Origin of the sequence: Thalassobaculum sp., from assembly GCF_965223715.1 — a bacterium.
In the GTDB taxonomy this organism is placed as follows: domain Bacteria; phylum Pseudomonadota; class Alphaproteobacteria; order Thalassobaculales; family Thalassobaculaceae; genus Thalassobaculum.
In genome coordinates this window covers 3,638,442-3,650,000 of the sequence record NZ_OZ245012.1, presented here as the reverse complement: position 1 = coordinate 3,650,000, position 11,559 = coordinate 3,638,442, and the positions used below count along the sequence as shown (strand labels likewise).

At 67.0% G+C, this 11,559-nt stretch carries 12 protein-coding genes (1 of these 12 cut by a window edge); 6 read left to right on the top strand and 6 right to left on the bottom strand.

Annotated features, from left to right (window positions below):
- From ACOQOP_RS16815 to ACOQOP_RS16795, 5 genes are all read left to right on the top strand, one after another.
- On the top strand, positions 1 to 939 hold the 3' portion of the coding sequence (locus ACOQOP_RS16815) for an extracellular solute-binding protein (RefSeq protein WP_420562970.1). 174 nt of this gene lie to the left of the window's left edge; 939 of the gene's 1,113 nt are visible here — the last part of the coding sequence; its start codon lies off the left edge, out of view; the stop codon is at positions 937 to 939.
- Between the two features lie 77 nt (positions 940 to 1,016).
- Positions 1,017 to 2,108: an ABC transporter ATP-binding protein gene (locus tag ACOQOP_RS16810; RefSeq protein WP_420562969.1), complete on the top strand. Its 1,092-nt coding sequence runs from the start codon at positions 1,017 to 1,019 to the stop codon at positions 2,106 to 2,108.
- A complete protein-coding gene (locus ACOQOP_RS16805) occupies positions 2,101 to 3,258 on the top strand; it encodes an ABC transporter permease (RefSeq protein ID WP_420562968.1) in 1,158 nt (385 codons plus the stop codon). The genes ACOQOP_RS16810 and ACOQOP_RS16805 overlap by 8 nt, the downstream gene beginning before the upstream one ends.
- Positions 3,259 to 3,284: 26 nt before the next feature.
- Positions 3,285 to 4,094, top strand: a complete 810-nt coding sequence (locus ACOQOP_RS16800) for an ABC transporter permease (protein ID WP_420562967.1) — start codon at positions 3,285 to 3,287, stop codon at positions 4,092 to 4,094.
- Entirely contained in the window at positions 4,095 to 4,805 is a 711-nt protein-coding gene (locus tag ACOQOP_RS16795; protein ID WP_420562966.1) for a hypothetical protein, read from the top strand.
- Here the strand turns inward: ACOQOP_RS16795 and ACOQOP_RS16790 are convergent.
- From ACOQOP_RS16790 to ACOQOP_RS16770, 5 genes are all read right to left on the bottom strand, one after another.
- Positions 4,781 to 5,389, bottom strand: coding sequence for a tetratricopeptide repeat protein (locus tag ACOQOP_RS16790; RefSeq protein WP_420562965.1), 609 nt, complete (start codon positions 5,387 to 5,389; stop codon positions 4,781 to 4,783). The two genes, ACOQOP_RS16795 and ACOQOP_RS16790, sit on opposite strands and share 25 nt — an antisense overlap.
- A gap of 78 nt (positions 5,390 to 5,467) precedes the next feature.
- The gene (locus ACOQOP_RS16785) at positions 5,468 to 6,295 is read right to left on the bottom strand and encodes a phosphodiesterase (protein ID WP_420562964.1); all 828 of its coding nucleotides are present in this window, start codon (positions 6,293 to 6,295) and stop codon (positions 5,468 to 5,470) included.
- A gap of 83 nt (positions 6,296 to 6,378) precedes the next feature.
- Positions 6,379 to 7,698 carry an ABC transporter substrate-binding protein gene (locus ACOQOP_RS16780; RefSeq protein ID WP_420562963.1) on the bottom strand — a complete coding sequence of 440 codons (1,320 nt, stop codon included), beginning with the start codon at positions 7,696 to 7,698 and terminating at the stop codon, positions 6,379 to 6,381.
- Positions 7,699 to 7,708: 10 nt separating this feature from the next.
- Positions 7,709 to 8,554 carry a carbohydrate ABC transporter permease gene (locus ACOQOP_RS16775; protein ID WP_420562962.1) on the bottom strand — a complete coding sequence of 282 codons (846 nt, stop codon included), beginning with the start codon at positions 8,552 to 8,554 and terminating at the stop codon, positions 7,709 to 7,711.
- Position 8,555: 1 nt separating this feature from the next.
- On the bottom strand, positions 8,556 to 9,494 hold the full coding sequence (locus tag ACOQOP_RS16770; protein ID WP_420562961.1) for a carbohydrate ABC transporter permease: 939 nt from the start codon (positions 9,492 to 9,494) through the stop codon (positions 8,556 to 8,558).
- A gap of 197 nt (positions 9,495 to 9,691) precedes the next feature.
- Here ACOQOP_RS16770 and ACOQOP_RS16765 point away from each other — a divergent pair, with 197 nt between their 5' ends.
- On the top strand, positions 9,692 to 10,744 hold the full coding sequence (locus tag ACOQOP_RS16765) for an ABC transporter ATP-binding protein (protein WP_420562960.1): 1,053 nt from the start codon (positions 9,692 to 9,694) through the stop codon (positions 10,742 to 10,744).
- A 122-nt stretch (positions 10,745 to 10,866) separates the two neighbouring features.
- Here ACOQOP_RS16765 and ACOQOP_RS16760 read toward each other — a convergent pair whose 3' ends face one another.
- Positions 10,867 to 11,556, bottom strand: coding sequence for a GntR family transcriptional regulator (locus ACOQOP_RS16760; RefSeq protein WP_420562959.1), 690 nt, complete (start codon positions 11,554 to 11,556; stop codon positions 10,867 to 10,869).
- Positions 11,557 to 11,559: the final 3 nt, after the last annotated feature.

Sequence of the window (11,559 nt, the reverse complement as noted above, 5' to 3'; positions counted from 1 at the left end):
GGCATCACGATCAACCTGTCCACCTTCGGGTCCAACGACGAGGCCGAGCAGAAGCTGAAAGCCGCCGGCGGCAAGGGCTTCGACGTGATCTTCCCGTCCGTCACCAACGGCCCGAACTACTATCCCGACGGCCTGTTGCAGCCGCTCGACGAGTCCAAGATCGAGATGGACAAGCTGATCCCGTCCATGGTCCGCGACAGCGTCTCCCTGGGCGCCACCTACCGCGGCGACCGCATGCTGCTGCCGTTTGACTGGGGCACCGAGGCGGTGACCTTCGACAGCAAGGCCATGCCGCTGGACGAGGTCTCCTACGGCTCGCTGTTCCAGGACGGTGCCAAGTCGGCCTTCCGCCAGAAGTCCGTGATCATGGGTGTCGGCCTGTATCTGGACGCCAAGGGCGAGATCAAGTCGAACCGCATGCTCGACGTCTACAAGTCCGAAGAGGACGCCCGTCGGGTGTGGGATGCGTGCGCGACCTACATCATCGCCAACAAGGACAAGGTCGCCGCGTTCTGGAACAACGCGACCGAGGCGACCAACGCCTTCAAGCAGGCCGGCGCCACCATCGGCCAGACCTGGGACACCACCGGCCTCCTGCTGAACCGCGAGGACGCCAAGTGGAAGTACCGGATGCCGACCGAAGGCGGCATCACCTGGATGGACTCCATGGGCATGCCGTCTGGTGCCGCGAATGTCGAGCAGGGCTACGCCTTCATCAACGCCATGCTGGATCCGCAGATGGCCGGCCTGTTCTCCAAGAACACCGGCTACAACTCGGCCGTCGCCGGTGCCGCCGACCATGCGGGCGACGAGTACAAGGCCCAGTTCAACGAGGTCTACAACCAGCAGAACCTCGCCAATCTGTGGTGGTGGCAGGCCGACACGCCGTGGTTCGCGCCGCTGCGCCAGGAATACGTCGACAAGATCACCAACGCCTGATCGCGTTGCATCTTCGCCCGGGGCCGCCAGACGGCCCCGGGTTTCCTCTTTGTGACGTCGTCAGCGGGGCCGGAGCGATGCACGGGCAGGACGTCGCCCTCAAGGGCGTGAGCATGACCTATCCGAACGGCTTCACCGCCGTTCACGAGACCGATCTCGACATTCATGCCGGCGAGTTCTTCTCGATCCTGGGGCCGTCCGGCTGCGGCAAGACGACGATCCTGCGGATGATCTCCGGCTTCATCGACCCGACCCGGGGCCGGGTGGCGATCGGCGGCCAGGAGATGAATGGCATCGGCCCGAACCGGCGCCCCACCGCCCTGATCTTCCAGAACCTCGCCCTGTTCCCGCTGATGAGTGTCTGGGAGAACGTCGCCTTCGGGCTGGAGGCGCGCGGCGTGGCCAAGGCCGCGCGGCGCAAGCGGGCCGAGGAGCTGCTCGACCTGGTGGCGCTGACAGGCCAGGCCGACAAGCGGCCGACCGAACTCTCCGGCGGCCAGCGCCAGCGCGTCGCCGTCGCCCGCGCGCTCGCGGTAGAGCCGGCGGTGCTGCTGCTGGACGAGCCGCTGTCGGCCCTGGACCTGAAGCTGCGCCAGCACATGCGCGCCGAGCTCAAGGCGATCCAGCGCAAGACCGGCGTCACCTTCATCTACATCACCCACGACCAGGGCGAGGCGCTGACCATGTCCGACCGGGTCGCGGTGATGAATCTCGGCCGGATCGAGCAGGTCGGGCCCGCCGCCGAAATCTACAACGCCCCGGCCACCCCCTTCGTCGCCACCTTCGTCGGCGAGCAGAACGTGCTGCGGGGGACGGTGGTCGGGCGCGAGAACGGCTATGCCTGCCTGGACACGCCCCTGGGCCGCCTGTTCGGTGTCGACAGCCGAGGGCTAAGCGACGGCACCGAGGCGATGATCTTCGTGCGGCCGGAACGGATGCGGATCGCCAACGGCACCGGCGGCCCGGCCAACCGGATCGAGGCCGAGGTCGAGCGCCGCGACCTGGAGGGGCCTTTCGTGAACCTGTTCGTGCGGGCCGGCGGCCACAGCCTGGCCCTGCACCTGACCAATTCCGGAACGGCCGGCCAGGAGTTCACCGGAACCCAGACGATCGGCTTCGACCATGGCGACGCGGTGGTGATGCCGGCGGGGGAGCTGGCCCGTGAATGAACTGGTCCGCAGCTATGGACGGGGTCTGACGGCGGTCTTCGTCGGCCTGGTGGTCGCCTGGATCGTCGGGCTGATCCTGGTGCCGCAGATCCGCATGATCGAGCGTGCCTTTATCTACGAGGACCGCGGCGGTGAGACCGCCATGCTCGCCCTGGAGATCGACCGGCTCTACACCGAGAAGTTCACGCTGGAGCAGCGCCTGAAAGCGGGCGAGGCGAGCGGCGCAGGAAGCGGGTTCCCATCGCCTTCCCTGACCCCGTCGCCCAGCCTGACGCCCTCGCCGAACGGTGCGGCCGCCGGAGGATTGTCGGCCGCCGAGCGGGCGAAGGCCGAGGCCAAGATCGCCGAGCTGACGACGCGGATCGCCGAGCTGGAGGCGAAGGAGGACACCTCCTCCGGCGAGGCCGGGATGAAGGAGCGCTACTCCCTCGACAACTTCACCACCATGAGCGCGGTGCATGTCCAGATCTTCGCGATGACGCTGATCTACGCGCTCTGCGTCACCGTGTTGTGTTTCCTGATCTGCTACCCGGTGGCCTATGCGGCGGCGACGATGCAGTCGGAGGAACGGCTGACCCTGCTGATGGTCGGCCTGGTCATCCCCTATGCCATCAACGAGCTGCTGCGGATCTTCTCCTGGGTGATGATCCTGGAGAAGCAGGGGATTCTGAACTGGCTGTTCGACGCGCTGGGGATCATCAGCATGGACGCCGGCGAGGGCTTCCGCTTCGTCGCCTCCAACGGCGCCGTCTTCACGGTGATGATCTACGCCTATGTGCTGTTCATGGTCTTCCCGATCTACAACACGATCGACACCCTGGACAGGAACCAGATCGAGGCGGCCCGCGACCTGGGCGCATCGGTCTGGAAGATCCATACCCGCGTGGTGATCCCGCATGCGAAGCCCGGCATCGCCGTCGGCTCGATCATGACCTTCATGCTGTCGGCCGGCTCGATCGCAGCGCCGGAGATCGTCGGCCGCGGTCTGCATCCCGACTGGTTCAGCCAGCTCATCTACCGCCGCTTCTTCGAGGCGGATAGCTGGAACCAGGGTTCCGCCTATTCGGTCGCCCTGCTGGTCGCCTGTGTCGCCTTCATCCTCGTCAACATGGCGATCTTCAAGGTCGGCATCCGGGACATCGCGAAATGACGGCGGCGGCGGAGAACACAACGATCGTGGCTCCGAGGCTGGCCCCGAAGCGCGAGACCGATTGGGCCGGCGCGGTGATGAGCGGCTATCTAGTGCTGTTCTTCGCCTACATGTTCCTGCCGCTGATCTTCATGGTCGCCGCCGCCTTCAACGCGGCCCCGACCCCCTCGGTCACCGACTGGCAGGGCTTCACCCTGCGCTGGTTCGTCGAACTGCCGGGCGACGCACGCTTCGTCCAGGGGCTTCTCAATTCGCTGTCCATCGCGCTCGGCGTGATCGTCTTCGCCATTCCGCTCGGCCTGTCGGGCGCCTTCATCCTGACCCGGTTGCAGTCGCGCGGCACGACGCTGCTCTACACCCTGCTGGTCTCGCCGATCCTGATGCCGGGGATCGTGCTGGGCGTGACGACGATGATCTTCTGGCGCGACTATTTCGGCGTCCAGGCCGGGCTGTTCACCGCCATGGTGGCGCAGACCACCTTCATCGCCTCATACTGCATGCTGCTGTTCATGGCCCGCCTGCAGCGCCAGGACCGGGTGCTGGAGGAGGCGGCCCTGGATCTCGGAGCCTCGCCCGTGATGGTGTTCCGCCGGATCACCCTGCCCTTCCTCATGCCGACCATCGCCACGGCCTGCGTGATCGCCTTCCTGCAGTCGATCGAGAACTACAACACCACCTTCTTCGCCATCGGCGGCGACTGGACCCTGGTCACCGAGATCGGCGCGCGGATGCGGTTCGGCCTGTCGCCGATGATCAACGCCATCGGCGTGATCTTCGTCGTCCTCACCATCGTGGCCGCCGTCACCCATGTGCTGCTGAAGCGGCGGGCCCGCTGAATGCGGATCGCCCTGCGCTGCCTGCCCGGATATTCCGACCACCTGCCGCAGCCGGTCCTGGCGCGGACCTCCCTGCCCGACTGGCTGCGCGCGATGCCGGCCGAGGCCGCCGCCCCGCTGCTCGCCGACGCGCCGGTACGCACGGTCAAGCAGTGCCCGCCCTTCGTCGACGCCATGCAGGGCGGCATCCTGTTCCCGCTCGCCGCGGATCTGACGATGACGGACGGCGCGCTGTCCTGGGATTGGGACCTGCCGCCCCACGCGCAGGCGCGTCCGAGCCGGGCGCCGGTCGGCGTGCATCTGCCGGAGCAGGCGACCGGGTTTCCCGGGCTGACCCATCCCGGTCAGTTCATCGTGAAGTTCACCAACTTCTGGACCGTCGAGCTTCCCGAGGGCTGGTCGATGCTGTTCCTGCATCCGGTCAACCGGCTCGAACTGCCGTTCCGCACGATCACCGGGCTGGTCGATTGCGACGCCTGGCGCGACGGGGCGGTGCATTTTCCGGCGGTGTGGAGCGATCCGGGCTTCGCCGGGAGGCTGCCGGCCGGCACACCGGTCGCCCAGGGGTTCCCGGTGCCGCGCGGGGCGCTCGAGCTGGAGATCGGCGAGATGTCGGGCGACCGACTGTCCAGCCATCTGGAGGTGCAGGACGCCCTGCAGGCGGAGCCGGGCCTGTACCGCAAACGCTACCGCGGCGGCGCGAAGAGCTGAGCCGGGTCGAGGCTGATCCGCCCGGCGGCCCCCTGGGTCATCAGCTTGAGCCGGGCCGCCTCCACCTCCGGGCCGTGGCCGTGGAGTCCGGCGAGCAACCGCCGGCACCCCTCCACATCCCCGCAATCCCGCAGCGCCTCCGCCCGGGCGAGCACAACGGCTGGATCGGTGCCGTCGATGCGGTTCAGGGTCTCCCGTGCCGCCTCCGCCCGGCCGAGGCGGAGCTGGAGGCGGCCCAGATTGAGCAGACCCTCGGGATCGTCGGGCGCCAGGGAGAGATAGGCGGCGAAGCCGTCCGCCGCTGCCGGGAGCTGCCCGAGGTCGACCAGGGTCGAGGCGCGTTCGAACCGGGCATTGGCGTGGGCCGGCTCGATCTCCAGCGCCGCGTCCAGGTCGGCCAGGGCGTCGGCCCGCTTTTCGAGGCGCTTGCGCACCAGGCCGCGGTTGTAGAGCAGGCTGGCCGACCGCGGGACCGCCTCCAGCAGTGCCGTCAGCGCCGTCTCGGCCGCCGGCCAGTCGGCCCGGCCCAGGGCGGCCTGAGCGCGGGACTGGAGGGCGGCGAGGGTCTGCGCGTCCGTCGGCATGAGGTCCTATCCTGATCGGGATCCGCCGCACTCTGCCTCGCGGCCGGCATCCCGATCAAGGGCGGGCCGCAGCGCCGCTCAGCTCTGCCCCGGATAGTCGGAATCGAGCACGAACGGGTGCGGGCCCGGATAGCGCTCCACATAGACCTGATGGGACACGAGGCCGGTGCCCTCGATCCAGGCATGGACCAGGAAGGCCGGCGGCTCCAGCACCAGCGCGCCTTCCGCGCCGGGATCCAGGCGGAACTCCACCTGATGGGCGACCGAAGGGGCGATCTGAGCGATGGTCCCGGCCCAACGGGTCTGGATGGGGCGGTGATGGTGGCCGGTCAGCACCCGCTCGACTTGGGGATTGGCGGCGACGATCCGCTGCAGCTCCTCGGCGCCGTCGAGCAGGCGGATCTTGTCCATGTGCTCGATCCCGCAGATGAAGGGCGGGTGGTGCAGGAAGACCAGGGTCGGCGTGTCGGGGGCCTGCGCCAGCGTGGTCTCCAGGCGCTGCAGGCGATGGGCGCACAGCGCGCCATGGCCATGGCCCGGCACCACGGTGTCGACGCCGACGACCCGCACCGGGCCGAGCCCGGCGGCGAAATCGATGAAGGTCGGGTCGTCGCCGAAGGTCGGCCAGTCGCCGAAGACCTCGCGCAGCGCCTCGCGCCGGTCATGGTTGCCGGGGATCAGATAGACCGGCATGTCGAGGCTTTCCAGCAGGCTGCGCAGCAGGGCGTATTCCTCGGCCAGACCGCAATCGGTCAGGTCGCCGGACAGCACCAGCGCGTCGGGGAGCGGGTCCAGGGACTTCAGGGTCGCCAGCGCGCGGGCGAGCATCATGTTGACTTCGACGACCCGGTAGGCGGGCTTGCCGCGCGGCCGGATATGCAGGTCGGTGAGGTGAGCGATTTGCATGGCGGTGTCCGAAAGGGGGCTTGCGGGAACGGACCGGCCCGGAGAAAGCCCCGGGCCGGTCGCTGGGTCGGTCGTGGTACCGGTCAGTGCATCAGGCGCAGGGCCGTCTGCTCCACATAGGGCCGCATGATCTCGTCGGCGTTCTTCTGCGCCTCGCTCAGCGCCTCGGCCGGGGCCTTCTTGCCGGCGAGAACCGCCTGGACCTCGTCCTCCAACGCCTTGCGCACGGCGACCGTGTTGTAGGTCGCGAACCAGGACTTGGCGTACTGGAGCTGGTCCAGGGCCACCTTGGCGTCCGGGTTCTGGGCGATGAACTGCTTCATTTCCGGCAGCTCGTAGGCGCCCTTGTTCGGCGCGAAATAGCCGGTGAAGCGGCTCCAGTGGCCGGCGATCTCCGGGCTGGTCAGCCAGTTGATCAGGGTCCAGGACGCCTTCTTCTGCTCGTCCGACAGGCCCTTCGGCATGATCAGCGAGGCGCCGCCGATGGCCACCGCGTTGCGCATGTTCCGCGGCACGAAGGCCACGCCGTAGTCGGTCTTCATGTTTTCGCGGATGAAGGAGAGCGAGCCCGTGGACAGCACCACCATGGACGTCTGGCCGGCGAAGAACGCGGTCGACACCGCCTTGCCGTCGGTCACACCCTCGGGCATCACCTTGTACTTATGGACCATGTCGTCCACCAGGGTCAGCGCGCCCAGCATGCTCGGGCTGTCGTAGTAGACCTCGCCGCCGAAGGCCGGGTTGTAGTACTGACCGCCGTTCGACATGGTCAGCGCGGTCATCACCCAGCCGAGATAGTCGTAGTTGCCCGGCAGCATCAGGCCGTAGCGCTTGATGGTGTCGCCGTCGCGCACCGTCAGCTTCTCGGCCGCCTCAACCCATTCGGCCCAGGTCGCCGGCGGGTTCTTGGGGTCGAGACCGACCTCCTTGAAATGGTCCGCGTTGAAGTACAGCAGCGGCGTGGAGTTGTGGAACGGCACCGCCCAGATCTTGTCGGCGAAACGGGCATTGCCGTGCAGCGCCGTCCAGTACTGGTCCATGAAGGCGTCCGGCGTCATGCCGTCGGCCTCGACCAGCGGGTCGAGCGGCTGGATCTCGCCGTTGATCTGGTACTCGAGCACGAAGTTCGCGCTCATGATCACCGCCGCCGGCGGCCGGCCGGCCTTGATCGCCGCGCGGGTCTTGATGTTGGTCTCGTCGTAGGAGCCGGTATAGACAGCGGTCGCCTGGATGTCCGGGTGCTCGCTGTTGAACCGGTCCATCAGGTTCTTCATTTCCTTGGCGAGCTTGCCCTCCACCGGGACCGGGAAGAACATCTCGATCTCGGTGGCGGCGGTCGCCGCGGTGGACCCCAGGCCCAGGGTCAGGGCCGCCGCCAGGGCGACGGATACTATGCGCGACATGGCTTACCTCCTACTTCACGCCAGAGAACAGGAACGAATTCACGAATTGCCGCTGGAACAGGGCGAATGCCGCCAGCAGCGGGGCCACCACCAGGAAGGTGCCGGCCGCCATCACGCCCCATTGCGAGGCGCTCTCCGCCCCCATGGTGAACGAGGCGAGTCCGATGGTGAGGGTCTGGTTGTCGGGCGAGGAGATCACCATCAGCGGCCACAGGAACTCGTTCCAGTGGCTCACCACCGACACGATGGCGAAGGCGATCATCCCCGGCCGCGCCAGGGGCACCAGCACCCGCCAGACGAGCTGCCACCAGGTGGCGCCGTCGACGATCGCCGCCTCCTCGAAGTCGCGCGGGATCGTCTTGAAGGTCTGACGCATCAGGAAGACGCCGAAGGCCGATGCGAAATACGGCACCATCACGCCGAGCAGACTGTCATAGAGCCCGAGCCGGGTGATGGTCACCAGGTTCGGCACGATCAGGATCGGCGGCACCAGCATGAGCTGGAGCAGGAAGGCGTAGAACAGCAGCTCCTTGCCCGGGAACCGCAGCCGGGCGAAGGCGTAGCCGGCCAGGGTGACGGTCACGAGCTGGACGCCGAGCGTCCCGGCGCAGACGATCGCGGTGTTGAGATAGAGCAGCGGGAACTCGGCGGAATCCAGCGCCTCGGCGAAATTCGCCCAGGTCGGCGAGAAGTCCGGCCAGAGCGACGCCATGTCGAGCCCGCCGAAATTCTGCGGTCGGAACGAGGCGATCGCCATCCAGATCAGCGGCGTCGACCAGATCAGGATCACCGCCGACAGGGTGGCGATCACGAGCATGGCCGCCGGGTTGGCCCCCTTGGTTCCCGCCCCCGTCATGTCAGGCCTCGTAATGGGTGCCGCGCTCCAGCGTGCGCAGCGACAGGAAGGAGAGGGCCAGCAGTCCGGCGACCGACAGCACGGTGGCTGCGGCGGCCTTGCCGTAGTCGTAGTTCTCGTGCGCCTGCTGGTAGATGTAGAACAGCAGCAGGTTGGTGGAATCGGACGGCCCGCCCTTGGTCAGCACCATGACGTGGTCGACCTGGGTGATGACGTTCACCAGCGCGATGATCAGCACGAAGGCCAGGGTCGGCCCGAGCAGCGGGAAGGTGATCCGCCGGAACCGCTGCCAGGCGTTCGCCCCCTCGATCCGCGCCGCCTCGTAGAGGTCCAGCGGGATCGCCTGCAGCCCGGCCAGGAAGAACAGCATGTAGTAGCCGGCGTTCTTCCACACCGTGAGGCCGATCAGCGAGGTGAGCGCGATGTCCGGATCACCGAGCCAGTTGGTCGTCCCGCCGCCGAGCTTGGCGATGTAGTAGTCGAGCAGGCCGATCCCCGGCAGGAAGACGAAGAGGAACAGGGCGGCGGCGGCCACCAGCGGCAGCAGCACCGGGAAGAAGACCACCGTGCGCAGCAGGGCGTTGAACCGGGTCGCCTCCTGCAGCCCGACCGCGAGCGCCAAGGCGATCCCGATCGACGGCACGATGGTGCCGAGCGCGTAAAGCAGGTTGTTCACCACCGCGCGCCCGAAGCTGTCGTCGGCCAGCAGACGCTCGAAATTGCCGAGCCCGTAGCTGACGGTGCTCGAGCCGAAGGTCTCGATCGTCAGCGCCTGGACCAGGGCCTGGCCGATCGGCCAGTAGGTGAACGCGGCGAGAAAGACCAGCGACGGCAGCAGGAGAAGGCCTGCGCGCCGGATCTCGGTTCGCCGTCGGACATATGCCCTGGCCGTCGGGCGGATGTGCAGAGCCTCGTCGGCCCCTGCCGCTAGTCCAGCCACCACAACCGTGTGCTCCAAGAAGTCGGAAAATCTTGGGCGCGACGCTATCGGCGCTTCGTGACAGTTGGGCGTTGCCGGCGTGACCGCGGCGTGAATGTTCGACGACAGAACCGCATGGGGCGGCTTCGTCGGCGCGGTAACATCATAGTGTCACGCAATCCGTCTAAGCAGGTCGCACACCGTATGGCGGGGCAGTGATGGCGCAGATCGAACTTACCGACATTCGCAAATCCTTCGACAGCCTGGAGGTGATCCACGGCGTCAATCTCTCGGTACCGGATGGGTGCTTCGTCGTGGTGGTCGGCCCGTCAGGCTGCGGAAAGTCGACCCTGCTGCGCATGGTCGCCGGCCTGGAGGATGTGAGTGCAGGGTCCATCGCCATCGGCGGGCGCGACGTCACCGCCCTGGAGCCGAAGGACCGGAACGTCGCGATGGTGTTCCAGAACTACGCGCTCTACCCCCATCTGACGGTGGCGCGGAACATCGCCTTTGGGCTTGAGCTGCGTGGCACATCCAAAACCGAGATCAGGCAGCGGGTGGAGCGGGCGGCGAGCATCCTGCACCTGGACGGGCTGCTGGAGCGCAAGCCGCGGCAGCTTTCCGGCGGCCAGCGTCAGCGCGTCGCCATGGGCCGAGCCATTGTGCGCGAGCCGGATGTGTTCCTGTTCGACGAGCCGCTGTCCAACCTGGACGCCAAGCTGCGGGTCACCATGCGGCTGGAGATCCGGCGCATCCACGAGGGTCTGGGCGCGACCTCGCTCTACGTCACCCACGACCAGGTCGAGGCGATGACGATGGGCGACATCCTGGTGGTGATGAATAACGGCCACGTGGAGCAGATCGGTGCCCCGCTCGACGTCTATGAGCGCCCGGCCTCCACCTTCGTGGCGTCGTTCATCGGCTCGCCGCCCATGAATTTCCTGACCGCCGATATCGAGGATCGCGAGGTGCGATTCGATGCGGGTCGGATGACGATGCATCACGCCGAGCTGCCGAGGGGCGCCGCAATTCTGGGCGTTCGTCCGGAACATCTCAGGATCGATCCGGAGGCGAAGGATTTCGAGATGTCCGTGCGCATGGTCGAGGCCCACGGCGCAGAGACCATCGTGCACGGGATCTCCGGGCGCCATGACGTCACCGTGCGGCTGGCCGGGAGTCACCGCATTCGTCCCCAGGAGGTCCTGCCCTTGGCCGCAGCGCGCGAGCATCTGCACCTGTTCGACATCAAGCGCGGCCATCGGATCGCGTGACACTGCGCAAGGTGCAGATGGGATGGTTGCCTCAGCCGACCGAAAACCGTCATTGAAGCCGCGGGTCAGAGCGGCGTTTGGACCGCCCGTCCCGAAGTGGCCGTGGCGCTTGTCTAGCTGCTCTAAATCTGGAGCAATCGCCGCCGGACCTGATCGGGCTGGGCCGCAGGGACCGACCAGAACGTGGCTCCCTTTTCCACGATATGGTAACGCAAGAGGGTGCTTGCGGCGTCGAGATTGCCTGCTTCCACGTGTGCAAGCAGGTCTCGATGTTCGGTACGAGATTTTGCGACGTGCTCGGGCGATAGCCCCAAGCGGTTCCGGATGGCAGCCAGTCGGGCGGCGAAAGGCCGGCGGGCGGTCTCCAGATACGGATTGTCGGCGAGTTCGAACAGGACATCGTGGAATTCCCCGTCGGCCGCGGAATAGGCCTTCGTGTCCCCGATTTCCGCGGCACCCTCCATCGTTGTCACCAAGGCACGCCAGCGCTCGACAAGCCGAGCATGGTTGCGGTCGAACGAGAGGCGGAGAGCGGCACATTCCAGGATCGACCGGGCCTCGCTGATCTGCTCGAACTGGTGCCGGTCGATGGTGAAAACGTATGTGCCGCTTTGTGGCTCTGTGTGGACGAGTTCTTCAAGCTCCAGCCGTGCGAAGGCCTCGCGCACCGGCGTGCGCGAAACCTCGTACCGATTGGCGATTTTGGCCTCCGACAGAGCCTGTCCGAGTTCGAACGCGCCTTCTACGATCTCTTGTCTGAGACGGTTGGTGACAAGCGTGGCGAGTGACGCTGGAAATCGAGCCGATGACATACA